Genomic DNA, 25,723 nt, shown 5'->3' with positions numbered 1-25,723 from the left:
CGCTCGCATAAGAACATGACGACCCTCGCCGAACTCCGGAAGAATTACTCACTCGGTTCGCTGGACGAAGCCGAGGTCGATCGCGACCCGATCCGGCAGTTCAACACGTGGTTCGCGCAGGCACTGGAAGCCAGGCTCCCCGAACCGAACACGATGACACTCGCCACCGTCGACGGCCGTGGCCGCCCTTCGGCGCGCATCGTGCTCATCAAGGGCGTGGACGAGCGCGGCTTTACCTTCTTCACGAATTACGAAAGCCGCAAGGGCCGCGCGCTGGCGGAGAACCCGCAAGCGAGCCTGCTCTTTTACTGGATCGAACTCGAGCGCCAGGTGCGTATCGAGGGCACCGTCATCAAGACGAGCGAAGCCGAAAGCGACGCGTACTTCGCGTCCCGTCCGGCCAGCTCGCGCATCGGTGCCTGGGCATCCGAGCAGAGTCAGGTAATTGAAAGCCGCGCCGTACTCGAAGCACGCGAGCGTGACTTCACCGAACGCTTTGGCGACGATCCGCCGCGCCCGCCGCATTGGGGCGGTTACCGGCTCGTACCGGACACCATCGAATTCTGGCAGGGACGGCCGTCACGGCTGCACGACCGTCTGCGCTATACGCGCACCGCCGCCGGCGAATGGCAAATCGCACGGTTGTCGCCTTGACGTCATAACAAGATGCCGGTGCGCGGCGCGCCCTTACCGGGTGGCCGCGCCGACCGGCCGGATCGCGTGGGCATCCGGCGTCGGAGTCACACAGCGATCCACAGGCTTTGCTTTTATTTCATTGGACACGGAGAAATCACATGTTCTGGGAGAAGAAGCTGGCGCAGTGGGCAGAAGATGTAAGAAGCACGGCCAACCTGCCGGCGCGTCTCGTGCTGTGGGACGGCCAGCAGCACGACTTCGGGCAGTTCGCCGCGCCTCGTGTCACGCTGCACGTGAAGAGCGCAACCGCGCTGCCCTATCTGCTCGAACCGAGCCTCGACAATCTCGGCGAGGCGTACGTGAAGGGCAAGATCGACATCGAAGGCAAGCTGTCGGACATCATCAACATCAGCTATTCGCTCGCACGCAGCACGGTGACCAGCGCCGGCAAGCTCGCGCGCGTGCGACGCTACTTCAATCACTCGAAAACGTCCGACAAGAAAGCGATCCAGTATCACTACGATGTCTCGAACGAGTTCTACCAGCTCTGGCTCGACGAGAACATGGTGTACTCGTGCGCGTACTTCGAGAACGGCGACGAAGATCTTGCCACCGCGCAGATCAAGAAGATCGATCACATCCTGACGAAAATCCAGTTGCAGCCGGGCCAGCGTCTGCTCGACATCGGCTGCGGCTGGGGCGCGCTCGTGCTGCGCGCCGCGCAGAAGTTCGGCGCGAAATGTACCGGCGTGACGCTGTCGCAGAACCAGTTCGATCTCGCGACGGCACGCGTAAAAGCGGCCGGGCTCGAAGGCCAGATCGAAATCCGTCTGCAGGATTACCGCGACATCGAAGGCCAGTTCGACCGGATCACGAGCGTCGGCATGTTCGAGCACGTTGGGCGCAAGAATCTGCCGGGCTATTTCAAGAGGATTCACGACCTGCTCGTCGACGACGGCATCGCGATGAACCACGGCATCACGTCGACCGACTACAACAGTGGCGAAACGGCGCTCGGCGGCGGCGAGTTCATCGACCGCTATGTGTTTCCGGACGGCGAGCTGCCGCACATCAGCCTCGCGCTCGAAGCGATGCAGCGTGGCGGACTGGAGGCGGTTGACGTCGAAAGCCTGCGCCGGCACTACGCGCGCACACTCGATATCTGGGCCGAGAATTTCGAAGCGCATGCGGACGTTGCGCGCAGTCTCGTCGACGACGAGAAATTCCGCATCTGGCGCGTGTACCTGGCCGGTTGCGCGTACGCGTTCGAAAACGACGACGTCTCGATCTTTCAGGTGGTCTGCCGCAAGGCCGGTCGCAGCGCGAAAACGCTGCGGTGGTCGCGGCGGTATATGTACGACAGGCCGCAGTGATGCAGTGATGCAGTGACGCCGGGCGGTGCGCGGGCGCGCGAGGTCGGGCGCCCGCGCCCGTCACGGAGACGAGCGGACGGGCGGCCCGGGGATTAGCTGGCCTTGATGCGGTGCGCGAACTTCTGGCGGAACTTCGCGACCTTCGGCGCGACGACGAACGCACAATAGCCCTGGTCCGGATGCTGCGCGAAGTAGTTCTGGTGATACGCCTCGGCCGGCCAGTAATTGCCGTCGAGCGGCAGCACCTGCGTGACGATCTTGCCGTCATGGATGCCTTCGGCGGCGATCTCGCGGATCGCCTGTTCCGCCATGTCGCGCTGCGCATCCGAGTGGGTGAAGATCACCGACCGGTACTGCGTGCCGACGTCGTTGCCCTGACGGTTCAGCTGCGTCGGATCATGGATCGCGAAGAAGATATCGAGAATCTCGCGGTAGCTGATCTTCGACGGATCGAAGTCGACATTCACTACTTCCGCATGACCGGTGTCGCCGTCGCAGACCTGTTCGTAGGTCGGCTGGTCGACCTGGCCGCCCGCGTAGCCGGATTCCACGGCGTTCACGCCGTCGACACCCAGATAGACCGCCTCGAGACACCAGAAGCAGCCGCCGCCCAGGGTGGCGACTTCACTTGTCTGACTCATGCTGATCACTCCTTGCTCAATGCGGCATCGCACGCCCCGCCCGTGCAGCGATTCCGGCGGAATCTGTTCAACCTGGCGGGTTTTGCGTACACCGGCCGCGGTGCGCGGCTGGCCTGCCCGCGATTCCGATAGAATTGGGGCAATTCGCCAATTTTCTACATGACTTTCGAATCAATTCTTCCTGCCCGGCGCACTGTACCGCCCGCACCGCTCCCACTGCCCGCATCCGGAGCACGCGTCCGATGAAAACCGCGAGCCCGCCCAACTTCGATCAGGATGCGTTCAGGCGCGCCCTCAGCCAGTTCGCCACCGGCGTCACGGTGATCACCACGCGCGCCCCGTCCGGCCAGCTCATCGGCATCACCGCCAGTTCGTTCAACTCGGTTTCGATGGCGCCGCCGCTCGTGCTCTGGAGCCTCGCGCTCCGCTCGGCTTCGATGCCCGTGTTTCGCGACAACAGTCATTATGTAGTGAATGTGCTGGCGGCGTCACAGCTCGACCTGTGCAAGCGCTTCGCCACCGTCAAGGGCGACCGCTTCGAAGGTGTCTCGCACGCGGCCGGCGACTCCGGCATGCCGGTGCTCGACGGCGCGCTCGCATGGTTCGAGTGCCACAACCGCAGCCGTTACGAAGAAGGCGATCACGTGATCTTCGTCGGCGAAGTGGAGCGCTGTGGTTTCGTCGATCAGGCAGGCGAAGCCCAGCCGCTCGTGTTCCAGAACGGCAACTTCCACGCCCTCGGGCCGCTCTGAGCGCAGCGGGCGCCGGGCCCAACAGCCCGGTTGCTGCAAATCGAGGACGCAGACGAGCGACAGCCGGCCGTCGCGGCGGCTACTTCGCCGCCACGCTGGCGCTTGCGCCCGATACCAGTTGCACCGGCACGCCCGAATCTTCCTTGAGCGTCTGCAGCACGATGTTCGAGCGGATATCCATCACGCCGGGCGCCTTGTACAACCGGCTCAGCACGAAGTCCGAATAGTGCTTGAGGTTGTGCGCCAGCACGCGCAGCACGTAGTGGCTCTCCCCCGTCACGACGAACGCGCCGACCACCTCCGGCCAGTCCCGCACCGCCGCCGCGAAACGCTCGTGCCAGTTCTCCTGGTCGTTGCGCATCGACACCTGCACGAACGCCTCCAGCTCGAAGCCCAGCACCTCGCGGTTCAGGCACGCCCGGTAGCGCTCGATGACGCCCTGCTCTTCCAGCAGGCGCAACCGCCTGAGACAGGCGGAAGGGGACAGCGAAATCCGTTCTGCCAGATCGAGGTTACTGATCCGTCCTTCATGCTGAAGCACCGCCAGGATACGGCAATCGGTGGCGTCGAGCGAGATCGCGTTCATATTCGGTCTCCCTTTCCCATTTATCTCAAATTATGTTCCAGGACAGGCCAAAGAAGGTGATTTTTTCGCAATCACATTTCGCGGGGGCGCGCCTATCATTTCAGGATTGGACCGATATGACGATGGAGACATGGACGGACTCTGGGACATCACCCCGCCGATCGACCCCGCAACGCCCGTCTGGCCGGGCGACACGCCGGTTGGCATCGAGCGTGTCTGGCGCATGGAAGCCGGCTCGCCGGTGAATGTTGCGCGGATGACACTGTCGCCGCACACCGGCGCCCATACCGACGCGCCGCTGCATTACGACGCCGAAGGTGCCGCGATCGGCGCCGTGCCGCTGGATGCGTATATCGGGCGGTGTCGCGTGATTCATTGCATCGGCGCGGCGCCGCGGGTGATGCCCGCGCACATCGCCGCCGCGCTGGACCGGGGCGACGCGCTGCCGCCGCGCGTGCTGCTGCGCACCTACAGGCGCGCGCCGACCACCGCGTGGGACAGCGCGTTCTGCGCGGTGGCCCCGGAGACGGTCGACCTGCTGGCTTCGCGTGGTGTCCAGCTGATCGGCATCGACACGCCTTCGCTCGATCCGCAGGAATCGAAGACGATGGACGCCCATCACCGCGTCCGCGCGCACCGGATGGCGATTCTCGAAGGCATCGTGCTGGATGCCGTCGAAGAAGGCGACTACGAGCTCATCGCGCTGCCGCTCAAGTTCACGACGCTCGATGCGAGTCCGGTACGCGCCGTGCTACGGGCTCTTTGAATCCCTGAACACCTGAACCCCATGGATCGCGTTCGGGCGCACCGCGCGCTGGCTCATCCGAATACCTTTTGACAGGATCATCATGAATACCCGTGAAGAAGCCGTGGCACTCGACAGCGCCGACCCGCTCGCCGCGTTACGCAACGAGTTCGCGTTGCCCGCGGCGACGATCTATCTCGACGGCAACTCGCTCGGCGTCGCGCCGGCCGCCGCCGCGCAACGCGCGCAGACCGTCATCGCCGCCGAATGGGGCGAAGGCCTGATCCGCAGCTGGAACAGCGCCGGCTGGTTCGCGTTGCCGCGGCGGCTCGGCAACAAGCTCGCGCCGCTGATCGGCGCGGGGGAAAACGAAGTGGTCGTCACCGATACGATTTCGGTCAACCTTTTCAAGCTGCTGTCCGCGGCGTTGCGGCTACAGGACAGTCGCGATCCGAAGCGTCGCGTGATCGTGTCGGAGCGCTCGAACTTCCCGACCGATCTGTACATCGCGCAAGGTCTGATCGAACAGCTCGACCGCGGCTATGAACTCCGTCTGATCGACGACCCGTCGGCGCTGCCCGCCGCGCTCGGCGACGACACGGCCGTCGTGATGATCACGCACGTGAACTACCGCACGGGCTACATGCACGACATGCCCGCGCTGACGAAGCTGATTCACGAAGCGGGCACACTTGCGCTGTGGGATCTCGCCCATTCGGCGGGCGCGGTGCCGGTCGATCTGAACGGCGCGAACGCGGATTATGCCGTCGGCTGCACGTACAAGTATCTGAACGGTGGCCCCGGCTCGCCCGCGTTCGTGTGGGTCGCGGCGCGGCATCAGAACGCGTTTTCGCAGCCGCTTTCCGGCTGGTGGGGACATCGCGCGCCGTTCGAGATGAATCCCACGTACCGTCCGGACGACGGCGTCGGCCGCTTTCTGTGCGGCACGCAGCCGATGGTCTCGATGGCGCTCGTCGAATCCGGTCTCGACGTGTTCCTGCAGACCGACATGCAGGCGATCCGCAAAAAGTCGCTGGCGCTGACGGATCTCTTCATCGAACTCGTCGAGTCGCGTTGCCGTGAATTTCCGCTCACGCTCGTCACGCCGCGCGAGCACGCGCAGCGCGGCTCGCATGCGAGCTTCGAGCATCCGGACGGCTACGCAGTGATGCAGGCGCTGATCGCGCGCGGCGTGATCGGCGACTATCGCGAGCCGCACGTGCTGCGCTTCGGCTTCACGCCGCTCTATACGCGCTACGTCGACGTATGGGACGCGGTCGAAACGCTGCGCGACGTGCTCGCGAACGAAACCTGGCGCGCCCCCGAATTCGCGACGCGCGGCGCGGTAACCTGAGGAGCGCGCAATGACCGACCACATGCAGTTGCCCGGCGACGAACCCTCGCAGGGCTGTCCGTTCGGACATGGCGCGGCGACGGGCGCCCACGCGCCCCACGTGCCACCTTCCAGCGCCGAAGGCTGGCACGACGCGCAGCTCGATTTCTCGAAGTCGATGAGTTACGGCGACTATCTGTCGCTCGGGTCGATCCTGTCGGCGCAACATCCGCTTTCGCCGGATCACAACGAGATGCTGTTCATCGTCCAGCATCAGACGAGCGAGCTGTGGATGAAGCTCGCGCTCTACGAACTGCGCGGCGCGCTCGCCTCCGTGCATGGCGACAAACTGCCGCCGGCGTTCAAGATGCTCGCACGCGTGTCGCGCATCCTCGAACAGCTCGTGCAGGCGTGGAGCGTGCTCGCGACGATGACGCCCTCCGAATACACCGCGATGCGGCCTTACCTGGGCGCGTCGTCCGGCTTCCAGTCGTATCAGTACAGACAGCTGGAGTTTCTGCTCGGCAACAAGAACGTGCAGATGCTGAAGCCCCACGCGCATCGCCCCGACGTGCTCGCCGAAGTGCAGGCCACGCTCGAAGCGCCGTCGTTCTACGACGAGGTGATCCGCCTGCTCGCGCGCCGCGGTTTCGCGATCAACCCGGAGCGGCTCGAGCGGGACTGGACGCAACCCACCACGCACGACGCATCCGTCGAAGCGGCTTGGCTCGAGGTGTATCGCAATCCGTCGCAGCACTGGGAACTGTACGAGATGGCCGAAGAACTGGTCGATCTGGAAGACGCGTTTCGCCAGTGGCGTTTCCGGCACGTGACGACCGTCGAGCGGATCATCGGTTTCAAGCAGGGCACGGGCGGCACGAGCGGCGCGCCGTATCTGCGCAAGATGCTCGACGTCGTGCTGTTTCCGGAACTGTGGCACGTGCGCACGGTGCTTTGACGCACGCGCTTCGGCGTTCGCGGCGCGCTTCCGGTGCCTCGCCGGATTGCGCCATATAACCGTTACCGCCTGACCGGCGCAGGATCGGGCCGGCCAAGCAGTAACAGACAAAAAACCAGGGGATCGTCGGACGGATCGTGTGAACGCCGTCACCCTGCGGCAAACGACGCTACTGTCGCAGCGGGCCTCACCGGCGGAACTTCCGGCCCCACGGCGCTTGCCGCATTGAGCTGCTGGTACGCGCGGAACTTCGACGGCGGCATGCCTTTCAGCAACAGGAACTGCCGGTTGAAGTTCGACAGGTTGTTAAAGCCGACCTGATAGCAGATCCCGGTGATGCTCAGTTCATCCGACATCAGCAACTGGCACGCCATGTTGATGCGCAGACGGTTCACGTACTGCACGAACGGCAGGCCGGTATGACGGCGGAAGTAACGTGAGAAAGCGCTGACGCTTTGCCCGGCAAGCTGCGCGAGATCGGCTTCGCGCATCGGCTGCGCGAGGTTCTTGTCGATATACGCGAGCGCGTGGTTGATGCGCGTCGACGCATAGCCCGACGGATCGGTTTGCCACGTCGCGCTTGCGAGCGTCCTGCGCCCCGTGCATTGCGCGAGCAGTTCAAGCAGTTGCAGGAACAGCGTGATGCGCCGGAAGCCATGCGCGTGAAGCAGTTCCGTGAGCACCGGCTTCGCGGCCTCGCCGGCGGCTTCGTCGAACAGCAGGCCCGAGCGCGAATCCTCGAGCATCGTTTCGATGTGCTTCAACTCCGGAAACGTATCGATGCACTTCGCGATGAAGTCGGCGCCGAACTGCAGCACGAGGCACCGCTGCTCGACGGTCTCGCCGCGCGGCACTTCGCTCACCCAGTTGTGCGGCAGGTTCGGGCCCGTCATCACGAGATTGCCCGGCACAAAACTGCCGATGTAATCGCCGACGAACACCTTGCCCGTCGTCGCGGTGATCAGGTGAATTTCGTATTCAGGGTGAAAGTGCCAGCGCACGGTGCGGTACGGATAACCGTGCGACCACACCTTGAACGACTCGTCGCGGCGGACGGCTACCAGTTCGAGATCGGGTTGCACGGAGCCCTCCTGATGACGTCGCGCGCGCTTCATGCGGCGGCAGCCGCATGCAAACGCCGCTGCATTCGGGGAACGGCCTTCGATGCCGATGCGATGGCGATCATCTCGTGTCTTCCTCCATTGGACGTTGGACGGCTGCGGCCCGTGTGGGGCGCCCCTGCACAGTGCGCCGCGGCGCTTCATCCTGTATAGCGAAAAGTAGACGTCAAACGCGTTTCGATCCACTCAAAATGAAACCGCTTACCGATACTTTTTTGCATCGGGGTAAGCACTGACGCGGAAAACGTCAAATTTGATGCATCGCAGCAGCCGGGGGTTGGCGGTCGTGTTGCGCACTGCACACCGCCACCGGCAACGCGCGGAAAGCCTTTCACGCCGCGCTGCGCCACAGAAAGCATCCCGCATTGCCTTGACTTTCGATTCGCCGGATACGATCATTCGTTCACGTACAGAGCAAATGCTCTAGCACCAAGCAAAGCGCACGCTAAAGACGCGCGCAACAGTACAGCAACCATCTTGCATGGGACCAGAGTAAGACGCTAAAGCGTCAACTCTGGTCGACAGGAGACGAGTATGAGCAGCGACGCGAACGTCCAGGTGATCCTGCACATCGGCGCGGGATCGTTTCACCGCGCGCATCAGGCGTGGTATCTGCACCGGCTCAACGCGGCGCGCGCGGCCGGCGAGCCGCACTGGTCGCTGACCGGCGGCAATATCCGTGGCGACATGAACGCCGTGCTGGAGGCGCTTGCCTCGCAGGGCGGCGTCTATACGCTCGAAACCGTCACGCCGCACGGCGAGCGCGCGTACGAAACCATCCGCTCGATCGAACGCGTGCTGCCGTGGTCGGCCGATCTCGCGGGGCTCGTCGAAGCCGGTTCCGATCCGGCCTGCAAGATCATCGCGTTCACCGTCACCGAGGGCGGCTATTACCTCGACGAACACGACCACCTCGATACCGCCAACGCCGATCTCGCCGCCGACCTCAAAGGCGGCCGCATCACCATCTATGGTGCGCTCTCAGCGATCCTCGAAGCGCGGATGAAGCGCAACGCGGGCCCCGTCACGCTGCAGTCGTGCGACAACCTGCGCAGCAACGGCGAGCGCTTTCATGCGGGCATGAGCGAGTTTCTCGACCGGCGCGGCGACACGGCGCTCAAAGCCTGGTTCGACGCGAACACGAGCTCGCCGAATTCGATGGTCGACCGCATCACGCCGCGCCCCACGGACGACGTCCGCGAACGCGTACTCGCGGCAACCGGCTTCAACGACGCCTGCCCGGTGATGGGCGAGGCGTTCATCCAGTGGGTGATCGAAGACAACTTCCGCGCGGGGCGTCCCGCGTGGGAAAAGGTTGGCGCGGAACTGGTCGAATCGGTGCTGCCCTACGAGGAAGCGAAGATCCGGATACTGAACGCGACGCACAGCTGCATCGCGTGGGCGGGGACGCTCATCGGGCTGCGCTATATCCACGAAGGCACGATCGACCCCGACATCCAGAAGCTCGCGTACGACTACGTCACGCAGGACGTGATTCCGTGTCTCACGCCGAGCCCGCTCGACCTCGAACGCTATCGCGACGTCGTGCTGGAACGCTTCAGCAATCCCTTCATCCAGGACACGAACCAGCGCGTTGCCGCCGACGGCTTCTCGAAGATTCCCGGCTTCATCGCGCCCACACTCTCGGAGTGCTTCGCACGCGGCGTCGAACCGGCGGCGACGGCGATGCTGCCCGCGCTGTTCTTCCGCTTCCTCGACCGCTGGCAGGCCGGCACGCTGCCGTACGCGTATCAGGACGGCGTGATGGACGAGCGCGTCGCGCGCGGTTTCTTCGCCGCGCCGGACCCGCTACAGGCGTTCTGCGCCGATCGTCTGCTGTGGGGCAGCATGGCGCAGACACCGAAGCTGGAAAGCGCACTACGGGCCGCGTTGAGCCGCGTCGACGCGTGGCTCGCGAAGCGCGGCTGATCGCAACGCGATCGAACCCGCGCGTGGTGAAACACGGGCTCGACGCGCATGCACGCGAGCCAGGTCTAATGCGCATGGCGATGGCTGCCGTGTGCGGATAAAGTAGCGCATCCCAATGACGAAGGTTCCGCGCCCATGTATCTCGGCATCGACCTCGGCACGTCCGAAGTAAAAGTCCTGCTGCTCGCGCCCACCGGGCGCGTGATCGGCACCGCGGGCTCACCGTTCACCGTTTCGCGCCCGCATCAGCGCTGGGCCGAGCAGAATCCGGCCGACTGGTGGGACGGCACGCGCGCCGCGCTCGCCGCGCTGCGTGCGCGCCATCCCGACGAATTCGCGCAGATCCGCGGCATTGGCCTGTCGGGCCAGATGCACGGCGCCGTGCTGCTCGATGCCGAAGATCGCGTGCTGCGGCCGGCGATCCTGTGGAACGACATGCGCAGCGTCGAGGAATGCGACGAGCTGACCGCGCGCGCGCCGGACCTGCATCGCATCGCGGGCAATCTGGCGATGCCCGGCTTCACCGCGCCGAAGCTGCTGTGGGTGCAGCGGCACGAACCCGAACGCTTCCGCAAGACGGCCTGCGTGCTGCTGCCGAAGGATTACCTGCGTCTGATGCTCACCGGCGAGAAGGTGTCCGATCCGTCGGACGCGGCCGGCACGCTGTGGCTCGACGTCGCGAAACGCGACTGGTCGGACGCGTTGCTCGCCGCGTGCGACATGCGACGCGCGCAGATGCCGCGGCTTGCCGAAGGCAGCGCGCCGTCGGGCACGTTACGGCCGCAGGTGGCGCGCGAATTCGGCTTGCAGGATGGCGTCGTGGTGGCAGCCGGCGGCGGCGACAACGCAACGAGCGCGATCGGCATCGGCGCGATCCAGCCGGGCGACGGCTTCGTGTCGCTCGGAACGTCGGGCGTGCTGTGCGTGGTCGGCGACCGGTTCCGGCCGAACCCCGCATCGGCGGTACACGCGTTCTGCCATGCGATTCCGGACCGCTGGCATCAGATGAGCGTGGTGCTCTCGGCGGCAAGCTGTCTGCGCTGGGTCTGCAAGCTGACCTCGACGGACGAGCCCACGCTGCTCGCCGAAGTCGCCGCCCTTGCGCCCGATGCGCTCGCCACCGCGCCGCTCTTTCTGCCGTATCTCTCGGGTGAACGCACGCCGCACAACGACCCGTACGCGCAGGGCGTGTTCTTCGGCATGACGCACGCGACCGACCGCGCGCTGCTCGGCTACGCCGTGCTCGAAGGCGTGACGCTCGCGCTCACCGATGGCCTCGACGCGCTGCGTGCCGCCGGCACCGAAGCGTGCGCGCTGTCGCTGATCGGCGGTGGCGCGCGCAGCAACTACTGGGCGCAGCTGCTCGCCGACGCGCTCGACACGCCGACGCGCAAGCACGGCGGCGGCGAAACCGGCGCGGCACTCGGCGCGGCTCGGCTCGGCTGGCTCGCAGCCGGCGGCGATCCGGCGACGGTGCTCACGAAGCCGCCCGTCGAAACCGAATTCACACCGGACCCCGCTCGGCATGCCGCGCTGCGCGCGCGGCTCGACACGTACCGCGCGCTCTACCGGCATGTGCGGCCGCTCTTCGATCCGGCGCGCGCACCACTGGCGTGAGCCATTGATGTGAGCGCGTCCGGCGTCTGGACGCGCAACTGGTTTTAGAAAGACGACTGCTATCATCGGCGCGCGATCCCTTCCCGTTCGTCGACGCAGCGAACCCTGTCACGCGGCGCAAGCCGCTCACGTCAAAGATCCATCGTGTCCAGGTCTACCGAAAAACTCGATCTCGCCACCCGCGCCGCGTGGCTCTATTACGTCGCGGGCAACACCCAGAACGAGATCGCCGAAAAACTCCAGGTGTCACGCCCGGTCGCGCAGCGGCTCGTCGCGTTCGCGGTCGAGAAGAACCTGATTCGCGTGCGCGTCGATCATCAGCTGGCCGACTGCCTCGCGCTTGCCGACCAGCTGTCGAAGCGCTACGGGCTGTCGTTCTGCGAAATCGTCCCGGTCGACGACGACACGCCCGAAGAGATCGACCGCAAGCTGGCCGTCGCGGGCGCACAGGTGATGGAGCGCTATCTGCTCGATGAAAAGCCGATGATCGTCGCGGTGAGCAGCGGGCGTACGCTGAAGGCCGCCGTCGACCAGATCGCGCAACTCGACCGGCCGCAGCACCGGCTGGTGTCGATGGTGGGCGCGATCGCGCAGGACGGCTCGTCGAACCGCTACGACGTCGCGCTGCATATCTCCGAGAAAACCGGTGGCAAGCACTTCTTGCTGCCCGCGCCGCTGATCGCCGATAGCGAAGCCGAGCGCGCGCAGTGGGTCAATCACCGGCTGTATCGCATCGTCGAATCGCTGTCGGGGTCGGCGGATGTCGCGTTTGTGGGGATCGGCAATATCGGGCCGAACTGTCCGCTACATGAGGACGGGTTCATCACGTCGGCCGAGGTGAAGGACCTGGTTCAGCGCGGCGCGGTGGCGGAAATGCTGGGGCTGCCGATCAACGCGGCGGGCGCAAGGGTCGTGTCACCGACCGGCAATCGCGTCACGAGCCTCTATCTGGATTCGCCACCGAAGCGGCCGACGATCGGCTTCGCCGGCGGCGAGCGCAAACGCGATGCGGTGATTGCCGCGTTGAAGGGCGGCTGGCTGTCGGGTCTCGTGACCGACGAGCGCTGCGCGCGCGCGGCGCTGGAAGAGGGAACGCAGCAATAACTTGCGTGGGACCGGAGTAACGCGCTAAAGCGCGAACTCCGGTCGACATGAGACGGCCAAAGCCGGCCGCAAGCGCTAACGCAAAAAAAGCTGCGCCGCAGCGGAGACGGCAGACGGCGCAGCAGTCAATTGCCCGTTCGGGCTTTGCGGCGCGACTGGCTTTAGCGCCGCGCCACGACACAACACACCGAAACTTCAGGCCGCCAGCACCTCGATGATCTTGCGCTCGAACGCCTGGCCGTTCGCATCGAACAGATGGCAGTGATCCGGCGTCGCGCCCAGCTTCAGCGTCTCGCCACGGTCATGGTGTTCCAGCGGCGGAATGCGCGCGATGACACCATCGGGCGCCACGCTCGATTCGGCATACAGATACGCCGCGTCGCCGAGCGATTCGATCGCCATCGTCGTCACCGAAACACCGTATTCGCCCGAATTCACGTGCGTGTGTTCAGGCCGGATACCGACAGTCACCTTGTCGCCTTCCTTCACGTTCGAAGGCTCCACGGCCACGCGCTGCGTTTCGCCCGTGTCGTAGCGCACCGTCACGCCATCCGCCGTCACCGACTGCACCGTGCCTTCGAAGAAGTTCATCTTCGGCGAGCCGATGAAACCCGCGACAAAACGGTTCGCCGGCGCGTGATACAGCCGGTTCGGGCTGCCGACCTGCTCGATGTTCCCCGCTGACAGCACGACGATCTTGTCGGCAAGCGTCATGGCTTCGACCTGATCGTGCGTCACGTAGATCATCGTGGTCTTCAGCTCGTCGTGCAGGCGCGCGAACTCGAGACGCATCTTCACGCGCAGTGCCGCGTCGAGATTCGACAGCGGTTCGTCGAACAGAAACACCTTCGGCTTGCGCGTGATCGCGCGGCCAATCGCGACGCGTTGACGCTGGCCGCCCGACAGCTGCTTCGGCTTGCGGTCGAGCAGATGGTCGATGTGCAGGATCTTCGCCGCGTTGCGCACGGCCGCGTCGATTTCCGGCTTTTTCGTGCCGGCGAGTTTCAGGCCGAACGCCATGTTGTCGTACAGCGTCATGTGCGGATAGAGCGCGTACGACTGGAACACCATCGCGATGCCGCGCTTGGCCGGCGGAATGTCGTTGACGCGTGTGCCGTCGATGTTCAGGTCGCCGCTGCTGATGTCCTCGAGGCCGGCGATCATGCGCATCAGCGTCGATTTTCCGCAGCCGCTCGGCCCCACGAATACGACGAACTCGCCGTCCGCGATGTCGAGGTTGATGTTGCGCATCACTTCGGTTTCGTCGTAGCGCTTCGCGATGTCGCGCAGGGTCAGGCTTGCCATGATGTGTCTCCCGATGGTGCTGCTGATGCTTTCACTTTCACGTTAATCGTGCGCGCCGCTTCGCATCAATGCGAGCCAATGGCGACGCGCTCCATCCATTGCGTGACGAATACCGGCAGTTGCCGCATGTCGTCGAACACGTGTACCGCGCCGGCTGCGCGCAGCGCCTCGATCTGCGCCTCGTTCGCGTGGCCGCCGCCGATAAAGCCGATCACGGTCATGCCGGCCGCGCTCGCCGCGCGCACGCCCGTCACGCTGTCTTCAACCACGAGGCACGCGTGCGGCGTCAGGTTCAAACCGCGCGCGGCGGCCAGATAAACGTCCGGCGCGGGCTTCGGTTGCGCGACGCTGTCGGCGCAAAACACGCGATCGCCGAAAAACTCGACGAGCCCGGTACGCGCCAGCACCGCCTGCACATAGGCCGTGTTGCTGTTGCTCGCGCAGGCCTTGCGCAGTGGAACCTGCCCGAGCGCCGCGACGATACCCTCGACGAGCGGCGCTTCCATCGCGCCGACGCTCACCGCATCGCGGATCGCCTCGATGTCGGCGGCGCTCAGCGTGCGCTCGAGCTGCGCGGCCGTCGCATCGAGCACGTGCTCGGTGCGCATGCCGAGGAGCGGCATCACGATGGGCGCGACATCCGCGTCGGGCCAGCGCGATTCCAGTTCGTGTACGAGCATCCGCGCCGCGATCGCTTCGCTGTCGATCAGCACCCCGTCGCAATCGCAGATCAGCGCGTGAGTCGACACTGTCATTTGACCGCCCCGAACGTAAGGCCACGCACCAGCTGCTTCTGCGACAGCCAGCCGACGATCAGGATCGGCGCGACCGCCAGCAGCGAAGCCGCCGAGAGCTTGGCCCAGAAGAGGCCTTCAGGGCTCGAATACGACGCGATGAACACCGTCAGCGGCGCGGCGTTCGAACTCGACAGGTTGATGCTCCAGAACGCTTCGTTCCACGACAGGATCACGAGCAGGAGCGACGTCGACGCAAGACCCGGCAACGACATCGGCATCAGCAGATAGACGATCTCCTGCCACGTCGCCGCGCCGTCGATCCGTCCCGCTTCGAGGATGTCGCGCGGTATTTCAGCGAAATACGTGAACGACATCCAGATCGCGATCGGCAGGTTGATGAGCGTATAGACGATCACGAGGCCAGACACCGTGTCGAGCAGTCCGGTGTCCTTCCACAGCAGATAGATCGGCACCAGCACGCCGACGGACGGCATCATCTTCGTCGACAGCATCCACAGCAGCACTTTCTGCGTGCGGCGCGTCGGGAAGAACGCCATCGCGTACGCGGCCGGCACGGCGAGGATCAGGCACAGCACCGTCACGCCCACTGAAATCAGGATCGAATTCCAGGCGAACGCAAAGTAATTGCTGCGCGCGAACACCTCGCGAAAGCTGTCGAGCGTCGGCGTGAAAAAGAGCGACGACGAGTACGCCTGCTGCTCCGTCTTGAACGCGGTGATCGTCATCCAGAAGATCGGGAAGAACAGCAGCAGCGCGACGAACCACGCGAGGATGCCGGGGATGCTGCGTCGAAGCTTCGCCATCGGCGAATTGATCGACGAAGCCGTTGCAACGGAGGTAGCGGCAAGCTGGCTCATTTTTCGTACTCCCCTTTCAGGTTCTTCGCGAGCATACGCACGAGGAAGATCGACACGATATTCGCCAGCACCACCGCGAGAATCCCGCCTGCGGAAGCCAGCCCGATGTCGAACTGCTGAAGCCCGAGCGCGTAGATCAGGTACGACAGATTGGTTGTCGCCGTGCCCGGACCGCCGCCCGTCGTCGTATAGATTTCGGCGAAGATCGACAGCAGGAAAATCGTTTCCATCATCACCACCACCGCGATCGCCCGTCTCAGGTGGGGCAACGTGATGTAGAAGAACATCGAGATCGGGCCGGCGCCGTCGATGCGCGCCGCTTCCTTCTGCTCCTGGTCGAGCGACTGGATTGCCGTGAACAGGATCAAAAACGCGAACGGCAGCCACTGCCACGCGACGATCATCTCCACGGCGATCAATGGATAGTCGGCGAACCAGTCGATCGGCGTGAGGCCGATCGCACGCATGCCCTGTGCGATGAGGCCATACACCGGGTGCAGGATCATGTTCTTCCAGATCAGCGCGCTGACCGTCGGCATCACGAAGAACGGCGCGATGGCGAGCAGGCGCGCCACGCCCATGCCGTAGAACTTGCGGTCGAACAGCACCGACATCAGGATCCCGCCGACCACGGTAATGAGCAGCACCGAGCCAATCAGCTCCAGCGTGATCAGGATCGACGGCCCGAAGGCTGGATCAGTGGCGAGATACTTGTAGTTGTCGAGACCCGCGAAACCCTTCAGGTCGGGATTGAGCAGGTTGTAGCGCGAGAACGAAAACCAGATCGTCATCGCGAGCGGAATCGCCATCCACAACACGAGCACGGCAACCGATGGCGAAACCAGCCATCGCGCGGACGCCGCCTTGCGGGTCTCGCGTTCCTTTTCGGTTTGGGGAGGGGCTTGCATGAGCGGAAGGCGCAGATGAGGCATGATCGGACCACCTGTCTGGGGTAGTACGCGGGCTACGGGACACCGGCAGCCCGCTGAGCTGCTGCGTTCCGGCTGACGCGTATGCGTCAGCCGGCGCTTTGACCGCGGGTTACGTCTACTTCTGGTAACCCGCCTGACGCACGGCGCGATCGGCGGTTGCCTGACCGGCGGCGAGCGCCTGATCGACCGTCATCTGGCCCGCGACGGCGCCCGAGATGCTCTGGCCGACCACCGTGCCGAACGACTGGAACTCCGGAATGCCGACGAACTGCACACCGGTGTACGGCACGGGCTTCGCGGTCGGATGGTTCGGATCCGCCGTTTCGATCGCCTTCAGCACGAAGCTCGCGAACGGCGCGGCCTTCTGGTACTCGGGGCGCGCGTACGTCGACTGACGCGTACCCGGCGGCACCGATGCCCAGCCTTCATCCTTCGCGACGAGTTCGATGTACTGCTTCGAGGTTGCCCACGAGATGAACTTCTTCGCGGCTTCCTGCTGCTTCGACGACTTCGGAATCGCCAGCGCCCACGACCACAGCCAGTGTGAGCCGTTCGGCGTGACTTCCGTCGGCGCGGCGGCGAAACCGATCTTGTCGGCAACCTGCGATTGCGTCTTGTTGTAGAGCATGCCGGCCGCGACCGTCGCGTCGATCCACATCGCGCACTTGCCCGAGGACATCAGCGTCAGGTTTTCGTTGAAGCCGTTCGAACTGGCTCCCGGCGGGCCGTCTTTCTTCAGCAGGTCGACGTAGAAGTTCACCGCCTTCTTCCATTCCGGCGACGTCAGCTGTGCGTGCCACTTTTCGTCGAACCAGCGGCCGCCGAACGTGTTGACGAGCGTCGTCACGTACGCCATGTTTTCGCCCCAGCCCGCCTTGCCGCGCAGACAGATGCCGTACGTGCCGCTGGCCTTGTCGGTGAGCTTGTCGGCGAATTCCTTGATCTGGTCATAGGTCGGCTGGTCGGGCATCTTCAGGCCCTTCGCCGCGAACAGGTCCTTGCGGTAGAACGTCATCGAGCTTTCGACGTAGAACGGCAACGCGTACAACTGGTTGTTGTACGACAGGCCGTCACGCGCGGTCTTCACGACGTCGTTGAGATCGTAGTCGGCGGAGAGGCCCGTGATCGGCGCGAGCCAGCCGCGCTTGCCCCACTGCGGCGCTTCGTACGTGCCGATCATCATCACGTCGAACTGGCCGCTGTTGGTCGTGATGTCGGTCGTGGCGCGCTGGCGCAGCACGTTTTCCTCGAGAATCACCCAGTTCAGCTTGACGTCCGGATTGGCCTGCTCGAAGTTCGACGAGAGCTTCTTCAGTTCGATCATGTCCGGGTTGTTGAGGGCTGCGATCGTGACGGTCGCGGCCGATGCGTTCAACGCGGCACAGGCGGCCGCGCTGGCGCCGAACAGCTTGAGCGCGGTCTGGAAGGCGGGTTTCATGAGTTGTCTCCTTCTGGATTAGTCGTTCTTCGTGTGATGCTTCTGGCGGATGGGTACAGCGTGCTGGTTCAGCTCATCCAGTTGCCGCCGTCGACGTTGAGCGTCTGGGCGGTGATGTAATCGGCGTCGGCGGACGCGAGGAAGAGCGCCGCGCCGGTCAGGTCGTCCGGCACGCCCATGCGGCCGAGCGGCACCGCTTCGCCGACGAGACGCTTCTTCTCGCCAGGCGGACGGTTTTCATAGCGCGCGAAGAGGGCATCGACCTCTTTCCACATCGGCGTATCCACGACGCCGGGTGCAATGCCGTTCACGTTGATCTGATGCGGCGCGAGCGCGAGCGCGGCGGATTGCGTATAGCTCAGCACGGCGGCCTTGGTCGCGCAGTAGTGCGACACGAGTGCCTCGCCGCGGCGGCCCGCCTGCGACGACATGTTGATGATCTTGCCGCCCTGCCCCTGCTCGACCATCTGCCGCGCGACACGCTGCATCAGAAAGAACATGCCCTTCACGTTGACCGCGAAGAGGCGGTCGAACACATCCCAGGATTCGTCGAGCAGCGGGCGCATGTCGAAGAGCGCCGCGTTGTTGAAGAGAATGTCGATGCGGCCAAAGCGCCCGAGCGTGGCCGACACGATGCGCTCGATGTCATCGCGCCGCGTGACGTCGGCGGAAACGGCCAGCACGCGCTCGCCGTGGCTTTGCGTCAGCGCCTGCGCGAACTCATTCGCGGGCTTCACGTCGACGAGCACGCAGCGCGCGCCTTCGTCGAGATAACGCCGGGCCACCGCTTCGCCGATTCCGCTGCCTGCACCTGTCAGGATCGCCACCTTGTCCTGCAATCGCGCGTTCAATGCTGTCTCCTGTCGACCAGAGTTAGCGCTTTAGCGCTTACTCTGGTCCCATGCAAGGTACTTGCGGTCGACCAGAGTTAGTGCAAAGCACTTACTCTGGTCCCATGCAATTTATTGCTGGGTCGTTTTACATCCTGCGCAGTGAGCGAACGCCCATTACGCGAACAATTGCTCTGTTGGTGATCGAATGATCGGATACGCATCGGGCCATGTCAAGGCGCAATGCAGGATTTCGATGCTGCAACGCGGCAGTGTTTACCCGCCTCCTGCCTGACTCTCCCCGTCCTCGAACACTTGGCGCGCGCACGCGTTGTACCAAAAAAATCACGTTATGTTATATCATTCACGACTCGCGACACGGTGACCCCGGCGTCGAACCTGCCTGACCGCCTGCACCGCGCCCCGCCCATCTTTCAAGGACCGGAAACAACATGATGAGAACACCTGGCTCGCTGTGGAACCGCGTGCGGCACGCGCGCGTTATATCGACGTGTCTCACAGCCGGCGCGCTCATGCTGGCGGCCGGCCACCCCGCCTTCGCCGCCGGCACGAAAATTCCAGTGGTGGCCGCGGAGAATTTCTACGGCGACGTCGTGCGCCAGCTGGGCGGCGATCATGTGAGCGTGGTGAGCATCCTCAGCAATCCGGATCAGGATCCGCATCTGTTCGAAGCCAGCCCGAAGACGGCGCGCGCGTTGCAGAACGCGAGCCTTGTCGTGTACAACGGCGCCGACTACGATCCGTGGATGGCGAAGCTGCTCGGGGCATCGAAGAACGCGAAGCGCACGACGATCGTCGCGGCGGACCTCACCGGCCACAAGAGCGGTGACAATCCCCATCTCTGGTACGCGCCTTCCACCATGCCGGCGGTGGCGCGCGCGGTGAGCGCGGCGCTCGTCGCCGCTGATCCTTCGAACAAAACGGCGTACGATGCGAACCTCGCGACGTTTCTGGATTCGCTGAAGCCGGTCGATGCGAAAATCGCCGCGTTGCGCGCCAGCTATGCGCACGCACCCGTCACGGCAACGGAGCCGGTATTCGGCTACATGTCGGACGCGATCGGTCTGGAGATGCGGAACCTGCGTTTCCAGCTCGCCGCGATGAATGACACGGAAGCGAGCGCATCGGACATCGCCGCGTTCGAGCGCGACCTGCGCGACAAACGGGTGCGCGTGCTGATCTACAACAGCCAGGCAACGGGGGCGCTCACGAAACGCATGTTGCAGCTCGCACAGCAGTCGAACGTGCCGACGGTCAGCGTCACCGAGACGCAACCGGCCGGCCGGACGTTCCAGCAATGGATGCTGTCGCAACTCGACGACCTCGGCGCGGCGCTCGCAAAAGGCGACGCTGCCGGCAAGGCAAAAGGACAATCGCAATGACACCGACTGGCGCCGCGCCGCGCGGCTCCGCACCTGTGCTTGAACTCGACCGCGTCACGCTCGAGATGGGCGGCCGCGCGATCCTGAGCGACGCGAGCCTCGTCGTGAACCAGAACGAGTTCATCGGCGTGCTCGGGCCGAACGGCGCGGGCAAGACCACCTTGATGCGCGCGGTGCTCGGCCTCGTGCCGGCCGCGAGCGGCGCGATCCGCGTGCTGGGCGAGACGGTCGAACGGGGCAATCCGTCGATCGGCTATATGCCGCAGACGCGCAGCGCGCTCGCCGGCCGCCGCGTGCGCGGCCGCGACTTCGTCGCGATGGCGGCCGACGGACACCGCTGGGGCCTGCCGCATCACAACGCGCAGGCGCGCAAGGAAGTCGATCGCGTGCTCGAACTGGTCGGCGCGCGTGAACTCGCGATGCGGCCGCTGTCGGAGCTGTCGGGCGGCGAGCGTCAGCGGCTCCTGCTTGCGCAATGCCTGCTGGGCAATCCGCGTCTGCTGCTGCTCGACGAACCGCTGATCAGCCTCGATCCGCATCATCAGAAGAGCGTCGTCGAACTCGTGCGGCGCGTGCAGCAGGAGCTCGGCATCACCGTGCTGTTCTCCGCGCACGAACTGAACCCGCTGCTGCACGCGCTCGACCGCGTGCTGTACCTCGGCAGCGGCGTGGCGGCGCTCGGCACCGTCGACGAAGTGATCACGAAGCCCGTGCTGTCGCGGCTCTACGGTTCGACGATCGACGTGATGCGCGTACACGGACGCATCTTCGTGATGTCCGGCGACGTCGAAGTCGAAAAGCGCGACCACGAACACGAAGACGATCATGGCCACGACCATGGCGGCGGCCACGCGCACGGCCATGACCATGGACATGCGCATTCACCCGCAAAGACGCACGGACACACGCACGATGTTTGAATACGATTTCATGGTGAACGCATTCGCCGCGTCGGGGATCGTCGCGGTGCTGGCGGGCGTCGTCGGCTATTTTCTGGTGATGCGCGGGCAGACGTTCGCCGGCCACGCGCTGTCACACGTCGGCTTTACCGGCGCGACCGGCGCCGTGCTGATCGGCGTCTCGCCGATCTGGGGAATGATCGGCTTCACGCTCGCCGCGGGCGTTGGCATGGGCGCGCTCGGTGAGCGGCTGGCCGGACGCGACGTCGCGATTGGCGTGATTCTCTCGCTCGCGCTCGGCTTCGGCCTGCTGTTCCTGCACTTCTTCACCGCTTACGCGACGCAGGTCACCGCGCTGCTGTTCGGCAACGTGCTCGGCGTGAACACGTCGACGCTCGCGGTGCTCACCGGCCTCGGCATCGTCAGTCTGCTGGCGCTCGCGGCGATCATGCGGCCGCTGCTGTTCGCGTCGCTGCAGCCCGAACTCGCCGAAGCAAAAGGCGTATCGCCGCGGCTCGTGTCGGTGCTGTTTCTCGCGATCGCCGCGCTCGCCGTCGCGGCGTGTACGCAGATCGTCGGCGTGCTGCTCGTCTTCACGCTGATGGTGGGCCCGGCGGCGGCCGCGCAGAATCTCACGACGCGCCTGTCCACCGGCCTCATTCTCGCCGCGCTGCTCGCGCTCGCGCAGGCGTGGCTGGGCGTCACGCTCGCGTTCTACACCGACTGGCCGACGAGCTTCTGGATCACCGCGCTCGCCGCGCTCGTGTACGGCGCAAGCCTGTTGCGTCAACGCTAGCCGTCGGTTTTGCCCACAAAAAAGGGACGCCGGATCATCTCCGGCGTCCTTTTTTACGTCGTGCTTCTGGACGCGGCGCTTATCCGAGCAGCACCTTCGCGTGATGCGCGAGATGGTCCTCGATAAAACTCTGGATGAAGTAATAGCCGTGATCGTAGCCTTCGTGCCGACGCAGCGTGAGCGGTTGTCCCGCGGCGCGGCACGCTGCTTCGAACACATCCGGATTCAGCTGTTCGGCGAGAAACTGGTCGGCCATGCCCTGATCGATCAGAATGCCTTCGGCGAATGTGTGCGATGCGCGCGCCACCAGTTCGCTCGAATCGTACTGCTGCCACGCGCCGCGATCTTCGCCGAGATAGCCGGTGAACGCCTTCACGCCCCACGGACACCGCGACGGCGCCGCGATCGGCGCGAACGCCGACACCGAGCGGAAGATTTCCGGATTGCGCAGCGCCATCATCAACGCGCCGTGCCCGCCCATCGAGTGACCGAAAATGCCAAGCCGCGCGCCATCGATCGCGAGATTCGCCAGCACGGTTTCGCGCAGTTCGTCGCGCACGTACGAGTACATGCGGAAATGCTTCGACCACGGTGCCTGCGTCGCGTCGACGTAGAAACCCGCGCCGACGCCGAAGTCCCACGCCGCGCTTTCGTTCGGTATACCGGCGCCACGCGGGCTCGTATCGGGTGCGATCAGCGCGATGCCGTGCCGCGCGGCAAGGCGCTGCGCGCCCGCCTTGATCGGAAACGTTTCCTCGGTGCAGGTCAAACCGGCCAGATAAAACAGCGCCGGCACGTTGCCGTGCGACGCCTGCGGCGGCAGATAGACCGAGAAGCGCATCGGCAGGCCGATGGTCGTCGAATCGTGACGATAGAACCGCTGCACGCCACCGAAGCAAGCATGCGAAGACAGTAGTTCGAGCATGGGGGATCTCCGTTGCTTCAGTACAGCACGACGGAGCGGATCGACTCGCCCTTCTTCATCAGATCGAAGCCCTCGTTGATGCGCTCGAGCGGCAGACGGTGCGTGATCAGGTCGTCGATGTTGATCTTGCCTTCCATGTACCAGTCGACGATCTTCGGCACGTCGGTGCGCCCGCGCGCGCCGCCGAACGCGGAGCCTTTCCATTCGCGGCCCGTCACGAGCTGGAACGGACGCGTGCTGATCTCCTCGCCCGCCGCGGCCACGCCGATGATGAACGACTGGCCCCAGCCCTTGTGCGTGCATTCCAGCGCCTGACGCATCACCTTCGTGTTGCCGATGCATTCGAACGAATAGTCCGCGCCGCCATCGGTGAGTTGCACGATGTGATCGACGACGTTCTCGACTTCGTTCGGGTTGATGAAGTGCGTCATGCCGAACTTCTTCGCCAGTTCGACGCGACCCGGGTTCAGGTCGACGCCAATGATCCTGTCCGCGCCAACCATTTTGGCGCCCTGAATCACGTTCAGGCCGATTCCGCCGAGACCGAACACCACCACGTTCGCGCCCGCCTCGACCTTCGCCGAGTACACGACCGCCCCGACACCCGTCGTCACGCCGCACCCGATGTAGCAGATCTTGTCGAACGGGGCGTCTTCGCGCACCTTCGCCACCGCGATTTCCGGCACGACGATGTAGTTCGAAAACGTCGACGTGCCCATGTAGTGAAAGAGCGGCTTGCCGTCGAGCGAGAAACGCGACGTGGCATCGGGCATCAGGCCACGGCCCTGCGTCGAGCGGATCGCCTGGCACAGGTTGGTCTTGCGCGACAGGCAGAACTTGCACTGGCGGCATTCCGGCGTGTAGAGCGGAATCACGTGGTCGCCCTTCTTCAGCGTGCCCACGCCCGGGCCCACATCGACGATCACGCCTGCGCCTTCATGGCCCAGAATCGCCGGGAAGATGCCTTCCGGGTCCGCGCCCGAGAGCGTGTAGTAATCGGTGTGACAGATGCCCGTGGCCTTCACCTCGATCAGCACTTCACCCGCACGCGGGCCTTCGAGATCGACTTCCTCGATCGTGAGTGGTGCGCCCGCTTTCCATGCGATGGCTGCTTTGGTCTTCATCGTGAATGCTCCTAAAGGTCGGTAGATGCGACGATCGATGCCAGGCGCCGATCGCCACGTTGCAAATTCAGTCAGGCGCGGCGGACGCAGGAAACCAGTCCTCCACGCGTGCGTAAAGATCGAGGAAGCGTGCATAGCGGGCGGCCAGCGCGCGATCGTCCCGCGGACCCGCGACGCGGGTTGTCGCCGGCGCCAGCGACGCCAGGTCGGACGCGTGCCAGTGACCGCCCGCAAGACCGCCCAGTATCGCAGCACCGCGCCCCGCCGCGTCAGGACAATCGACCGCGTGCAGCTCGACATCGAGCGCGTCGGCGAGCATCTGCCGCCAGCGTGCATCGACGGAGCCGCCGCCCGCGAGCCGCAGCGTCGTCACTTCGACGCCACTGCGGCGGATCGCGTCGAGCCCCGCACGCAACGAAAACGCGCCGCCTTCGAATGCGGCGCGCATCATCGTGCCGCGCGAATGACCGAGCGCGAGCCCGAGCCAGCCGCCTCGCGCCGACGGGTTGAGCCACGGCGAGCGCTCGCCGGTGAGATATGGAAGGAACGTGAGGCCGGGTGCGGCGTCATCGGCGAACGCATCGCGATAGGCGTCCGTCCATGCGTACGACAGCCAGCCGCGCACCGCTTCGAGCGCGACGCCGACGTTCTGCATGGCCGCCATCCGGTACCAGTGGTCGGTTGCCGCGCGATAGCGATGCAGCCCGCGCGCGGCGGCCGGCTCACCGGTCGCGAGCACGACGATCTGGCCGCCGCTGCCGGTGGTGAGCAGCGCGTCGCCATCGTTTGCAAGACCGCTGCCGAACGCGGCACACGGTGTATCGGCCGCGCCCGTCGCGAGCGTGATGCCGGCACGCAGGCCCAGCGCGCGCGCCGCTTCGTCGGAGAGCACGCCGCCCGATGCGTACGAAGGCGCGAGCGGCGCGAACCATGCGTGCGGTACGCCGAGCCGGTCGAGCATCGCGTGATCCCAGACGCCGGCCGGATCGGCGAGCGCGGTCGCGCACGCATCGGACGGATCGGTGACGAACGCGCCGCCCAGCGCGACGCGCAGCCAGTCTTTCGGTTGCAGGGCCCAGCGCGTGGCGTCCACGGTGTGCGGCTCGTTCAGCATGATCCAGCGCAGCAGCGGGCCCGCCATGCCGGGCGCAACAGGGTTGGGCTGCGGGTCGGGCCATGCATCGAGCAGCGACAGCGCGCGCGTATCGGGCCACAGCATCGCGGGGCGCACCGCGCGGCCGTGCCCATCGGTAAGCACGACGCCGTGCATCTGCCCGGAAAAACCGATCGCGCGAACGTCGTCGCGCTCGGCGGCGGGCAGCTTCGCCGCCGCGTCGCACAGGGCGCGCCACCACGTGTCGACCGACGTTTCGGCCCAGCCGGGATGCGGCGTCGCGATCGCATACGCGACGCTCGCCGTCGCACGTTCGCGCCCTGCTTCATCGACGGTCGAAAGTTTCAGTGAACCGGTGCCGAGGTCGATGCCAAGAAAACGCATGGGCGAGGAAAGGTCGAAAAAGAGGGGAAAACGGGTGCGAAAACAGGCGGCTTTCCGCGCGATGCATCCGCTACGTCAAAAGCGCAAATCGCGGGTTAACCCGGCCAGACGAGCGAGCGCGTCGAAACGACACTATGCGCTGCGTCGAATACGCTTCATCGAT

General features: G+C 65.0%; 24 protein-coding genes. 12 read left to right on the top strand and 12 right to left on the bottom strand.

The window, feature by feature from the left end; all coding sequences use genetic code 11:
- Positions 1 to 15 precede the first annotated feature (15 nt).
- Together pdxH and BLV45_RS02080 are read left to right on the top strand one after the other, a co-directional pair.
- On the top strand, positions 16 to 654 hold the full coding sequence (pdxH, locus tag BLV45_RS02085; RefSeq protein WP_090528257.1) for a pyridoxamine 5'-phosphate oxidase: 639 nt from the start codon (positions 16 to 18) through the stop codon (positions 652 to 654).
- Positions 655 to 794: 140 nt separating this feature from the next.
- Positions 795 to 2,009, top strand: a complete 1,215-nt coding sequence (locus BLV45_RS02080; RefSeq protein WP_090528254.1) for an SAM-dependent methyltransferase — start codon at positions 795 to 797, stop codon at positions 2,007 to 2,009.
- 92 nt (positions 2,010 to 2,101) lie between these two features.
- Here BLV45_RS02080 and msrA read toward each other — a convergent pair whose 3' ends face one another.
- Entirely contained in the window at positions 2,102 to 2,650 is a 549-nt protein-coding gene (msrA, locus tag BLV45_RS02075; RefSeq protein WP_090528252.1) for a peptide-methionine (S)-S-oxide reductase MsrA, read from the bottom strand.
- A gap of 242 nt (positions 2,651 to 2,892) precedes the next feature.
- On the opposite strand from msrA, the gene BLV45_RS02070 reads away from it, so the two are divergent.
- A complete protein-coding gene (locus BLV45_RS02070; RefSeq protein WP_090528250.1) occupies positions 2,893 to 3,402 on the top strand; it encodes a flavin reductase family protein in 510 nt (169 codons plus the stop codon).
- Positions 3,403 to 3,481: 79 nt separating this feature from the next.
- Here the strand turns inward: BLV45_RS02070 and BLV45_RS02065 are convergent, their stop codons facing one another.
- Positions 3,482 to 3,988: an Lrp/AsnC family transcriptional regulator gene (locus tag BLV45_RS02065; protein ID WP_090528247.1), complete on the bottom strand. Its 507-nt coding sequence runs from the start codon at positions 3,986 to 3,988 to the stop codon at positions 3,482 to 3,484.
- A gap of 130 nt (positions 3,989 to 4,118) precedes the next feature.
- Here BLV45_RS02065 and kynB point away from each other — a divergent pair, with 130 nt between their 5' ends.
- From kynB to kynA, 3 genes are all read left to right on the top strand, one after another.
- Complete coding sequence (kynB, locus tag BLV45_RS02060) at positions 4,119 to 4,754, top strand: arylformamidase (protein WP_090528244.1); 636 nt, start codon at positions 4,119 to 4,121, stop codon at positions 4,752 to 4,754.
- An 82-nt stretch (positions 4,755 to 4,836) separates the two neighbouring features.
- A complete protein-coding gene (gene kynU, locus BLV45_RS02055) occupies positions 4,837 to 6,087 on the top strand; it encodes a kynureninase (protein WP_090528242.1) in 1,251 nt (416 codons plus the stop codon).
- Between the two features lie 10 nt (positions 6,088 to 6,097).
- A complete protein-coding gene (gene kynA / locus BLV45_RS02050; protein WP_090528239.1) occupies positions 6,098 to 7,024 on the top strand; it encodes a tryptophan 2,3-dioxygenase in 927 nt (308 codons plus the stop codon).
- 149 nt (positions 7,025 to 7,173) lie between these two features.
- Here kynA and BLV45_RS02045 read toward each other — a convergent pair whose 3' ends face one another.
- Positions 7,174 to 8,106 carry an AraC family transcriptional regulator gene (locus BLV45_RS02045; protein WP_090530967.1) on the bottom strand — a complete coding sequence of 311 codons (933 nt, stop codon included), beginning with the start codon at positions 8,104 to 8,106 and terminating at the stop codon, positions 7,174 to 7,176.
- A 573-nt stretch (positions 8,107 to 8,679) separates the two neighbouring features.
- Between BLV45_RS02045 and dalD the strand changes: the two genes are divergently transcribed.
- The 3 genes from dalD to BLV45_RS02030 all read left to right on the top strand — a co-directional run bounded on the left by dalD (position 8,680) and on the right by BLV45_RS02030 (position 12,795).
- Positions 8,680 to 10,074, top strand: coding sequence for a D-arabinitol 4-dehydrogenase (gene dalD, locus BLV45_RS02040; protein ID WP_090528236.1), 1,395 nt, complete (start codon positions 8,680 to 8,682; stop codon positions 10,072 to 10,074).
- Between the two features lie 135 nt (positions 10,075 to 10,209).
- Positions 10,210 to 11,691 carry a xylulokinase gene (gene xylB, locus BLV45_RS02035; protein ID WP_090528233.1) on the top strand — a complete coding sequence of 494 codons (1,482 nt, stop codon included), beginning with the start codon at positions 10,210 to 10,212 and terminating at the stop codon, positions 11,689 to 11,691.
- A 144-nt stretch (positions 11,692 to 11,835) separates the two neighbouring features.
- Entirely contained in the window at positions 11,836 to 12,795 is a 960-nt protein-coding gene (locus BLV45_RS02030) for a sugar-binding transcriptional regulator (protein WP_090528231.1), read from the top strand.
- Between the two features lie 195 nt (positions 12,796 to 12,990).
- Here the strand turns inward: BLV45_RS02030 and BLV45_RS02025 are convergent, their stop codons facing one another.
- The 6 genes from BLV45_RS02025 to BLV45_RS02000 all read right to left on the bottom strand — a co-directional run bounded on the left by BLV45_RS02025 (position 12,991) and on the right by BLV45_RS02000 (position 18,936).
- Positions 12,991 to 14,100: an ABC transporter ATP-binding protein gene (locus BLV45_RS02025; protein ID WP_090528228.1), complete on the bottom strand. Its 1,110-nt coding sequence runs from the start codon at positions 14,098 to 14,100 to the stop codon at positions 12,991 to 12,993.
- A gap of 65 nt (positions 14,101 to 14,165) precedes the next feature.
- Complete coding sequence (locus BLV45_RS02020) at positions 14,166 to 14,855, bottom strand: HAD family hydrolase (protein ID WP_090528225.1); 690 nt, start codon at positions 14,853 to 14,855, stop codon at positions 14,166 to 14,168.
- Positions 14,852 to 15,661, bottom strand: a complete 810-nt coding sequence (locus BLV45_RS02015) for a carbohydrate ABC transporter permease (protein WP_245753139.1) — start codon at positions 15,659 to 15,661, stop codon at positions 14,852 to 14,854. Before BLV45_RS02015 ends, BLV45_RS02020 begins: the two co-directional genes overlap by 4 nt.
- 50 nt (positions 15,662 to 15,711) lie before the next feature.
- A complete protein-coding gene (locus tag BLV45_RS02010) occupies positions 15,712 to 16,647 on the bottom strand; it encodes a carbohydrate ABC transporter permease (protein WP_090528219.1) in 936 nt (311 codons plus the stop codon).
- Positions 16,648 to 16,762: 115 nt separating this feature from the next.
- Positions 16,763 to 18,085, bottom strand: a complete 1,323-nt coding sequence (locus BLV45_RS02005; RefSeq protein WP_090528216.1) for an ABC transporter substrate-binding protein — start codon at positions 18,083 to 18,085, stop codon at positions 16,763 to 16,765.
- Between the two features lie 68 nt (positions 18,086 to 18,153).
- Positions 18,154 to 18,936, bottom strand: coding sequence for an L-iditol 2-dehydrogenase (locus BLV45_RS02000; RefSeq protein ID WP_090528213.1), 783 nt, complete (start codon positions 18,934 to 18,936; stop codon positions 18,154 to 18,156).
- A gap of 434 nt (positions 18,937 to 19,370) precedes the next feature.
- On the opposite strand from BLV45_RS02000, the gene BLV45_RS01995 reads away from it, so the two are divergent.
- Genes BLV45_RS01995 through BLV45_RS01985 form a run of 3 tightly spaced genes read left to right on the top strand, consistent with a single transcriptional unit; the run spans position 19,371 to position 22,013 of the window.
- Entirely contained in the window at positions 19,371 to 20,318 is a 948-nt protein-coding gene (locus BLV45_RS01995; protein WP_090530963.1) for a metal ABC transporter solute-binding protein, read from the top strand.
- The gene (locus BLV45_RS01990; RefSeq protein ID WP_090528210.1) at positions 20,315 to 21,238 is read left to right on the top strand and encodes an ABC transporter ATP-binding protein; all 924 of its coding nucleotides are present in this window, start codon (positions 20,315 to 20,317) and stop codon (positions 21,236 to 21,238) included. Before BLV45_RS01995 ends, BLV45_RS01990 begins: the two co-directional genes overlap by 4 nt.
- The gene (locus tag BLV45_RS01985) at positions 21,231 to 22,013 is read left to right on the top strand and encodes a metal ABC transporter permease (RefSeq protein WP_090528208.1); all 783 of its coding nucleotides are present in this window, start codon (positions 21,231 to 21,233) and stop codon (positions 22,011 to 22,013) included. Before BLV45_RS01990 ends, BLV45_RS01985 begins: the two co-directional genes overlap by 8 nt.
- Before the next feature lie 79 nt (positions 22,014 to 22,092).
- Here the strand turns inward: BLV45_RS01985 and fghA are convergent, their stop codons facing one another.
- The 3 genes from fghA to BLV45_RS01970 form a co-directional block, all read right to left on the bottom strand.
- Positions 22,093 to 22,938, bottom strand: coding sequence for an S-formylglutathione hydrolase (fghA, locus tag BLV45_RS01980; RefSeq protein ID WP_090528205.1), 846 nt, complete (start codon positions 22,936 to 22,938; stop codon positions 22,093 to 22,095).
- 17 nt (positions 22,939 to 22,955) lie between these two features.
- Entirely contained in the window at positions 22,956 to 24,062 is a 1,107-nt protein-coding gene (locus BLV45_RS01975; RefSeq protein WP_090528202.1) for an S-(hydroxymethyl)glutathione dehydrogenase/class III alcohol dehydrogenase, read from the bottom strand.
- Between the two features lie 67 nt (positions 24,063 to 24,129).
- Complete coding sequence (locus BLV45_RS01970; protein WP_090528199.1) at positions 24,130 to 25,560, bottom strand: xylulokinase; 1,431 nt, start codon at positions 25,558 to 25,560, stop codon at positions 24,130 to 24,132.
- Positions 25,561 to 25,723 lie beyond the last annotated feature (163 nt).

Origin of the sequence: Paraburkholderia sartisoli (genome assembly GCF_900107685.1) — a bacterium.
Taxonomy (GTDB): domain Bacteria; phylum Pseudomonadota; class Gammaproteobacteria; order Burkholderiales; family Burkholderiaceae; genus Paraburkholderia; species Paraburkholderia sartisoli.
This window is presented reverse-complemented; position numbering and strand designations above follow the sequence as displayed.

Bases quoted from the DNA above. Each gene is read 5' to 3' on its own strand.
- pdxH (WP_090528257.1), top strand. From the start codon at position 16: ATGACGACCCTCGCCGAACTCCGGAAGAATTACTCACTCGGTTCGCTG.
- BLV45_RS02080 (WP_090528254.1), top strand. From the start codon at position 795: ATGTTCTGGGAGAAGAAGCTGGCGCAGTGGGCAGAAGATGTAAGAAGC.
- msrA (WP_090528252.1), bottom strand. From the start codon at position 2,650: ATGAGTCAGACAAGTGAAGTCGCCACCCTGGGCGGCGGCTGCTTCTGG.
- BLV45_RS02070 (WP_090528250.1), top strand. From the start codon at position 2,893: ATGAAAACCGCGAGCCCGCCCAACTTCGATCAGGATGCGTTCAGGCGC.
- BLV45_RS02065 (WP_090528247.1), bottom strand. From the start codon at position 3,988: ATGAACGCGATCTCGCTCGACGCCACCGATTGCCGTATCCTGGCGGTG.
- kynB (WP_090528244.1), top strand. From the start codon at position 4,119: ATGGACGGACTCTGGGACATCACCCCGCCGATCGACCCCGCAACGCCC.
- kynU (WP_090528242.1), top strand. From the start codon at position 4,837: ATGAATACCCGTGAAGAAGCCGTGGCACTCGACAGCGCCGACCCGCTC.
- kynA (WP_090528239.1), top strand. From the start codon at position 6,098: ATGACCGACCACATGCAGTTGCCCGGCGACGAACCCTCGCAGGGCTGT.
- dalD (WP_090528236.1), top strand. From the start codon at position 8,680: ATGAGCAGCGACGCGAACGTCCAGGTGATCCTGCACATCGGCGCGGGA.
- xylB (WP_090528233.1), top strand. From the start codon at position 10,210: ATGTATCTCGGCATCGACCTCGGCACGTCCGAAGTAAAAGTCCTGCTG.
- BLV45_RS02025 (WP_090528228.1), bottom strand. From the start codon at position 14,100: ATGGCAAGCCTGACCCTGCGCGACATCGCGAAGCGCTACGACGAAACC.
- BLV45_RS02020 (WP_090528225.1), bottom strand. From the start codon at position 14,855: ATGACAGTGTCGACTCACGCGCTGATCTGCGATTGCGACGGGGTGCTG.
- BLV45_RS02015 (WP_245753139.1), bottom strand. From the start codon at position 15,661: ATGGCGAAGCTTCGACGCAGCATCCCCGGCATCCTCGCGTGGTTCGTC.
- BLV45_RS02010 (WP_090528219.1), bottom strand. From the start codon at position 16,647: ATGCCTCATCTGCGCCTTCCGCTCATGCAAGCCCCTCCCCAAACCGAA.
- BLV45_RS02005 (WP_090528216.1), bottom strand. From the start codon at position 18,085: ATGAAACCCGCCTTCCAGACCGCGCTCAAGCTGTTCGGCGCCAGCGCG.
- BLV45_RS01995 (WP_090530963.1), top strand. From the start codon at position 19,371: ATGAGAACACCTGGCTCGCTGTGGAACCGCGTGCGGCACGCGCGCGTT.
- BLV45_RS01990 (WP_090528210.1), top strand. From the start codon at position 20,315: ATGACACCGACTGGCGCCGCGCCGCGCGGCTCCGCACCTGTGCTTGAA.
- BLV45_RS01985 (WP_090528208.1), top strand. From the start codon at position 21,231: ATGTTTGAATACGATTTCATGGTGAACGCATTCGCCGCGTCGGGGATC.
- fghA (WP_090528205.1), bottom strand. From the start codon at position 22,938: ATGCTCGAACTACTGTCTTCGCATGCTTGCTTCGGTGGCGTGCAGCGG.
- BLV45_RS01975 (WP_090528202.1), bottom strand. From the start codon at position 24,062: ATGAAGACCAAAGCAGCCATCGCATGGAAAGCGGGCGCACCACTCACG.
- BLV45_RS01970 (WP_090528199.1), bottom strand. From the start codon at position 25,560: ATGCGTTTTCTTGGCATCGACCTCGGCACCGGTTCACTGAAACTTTCG.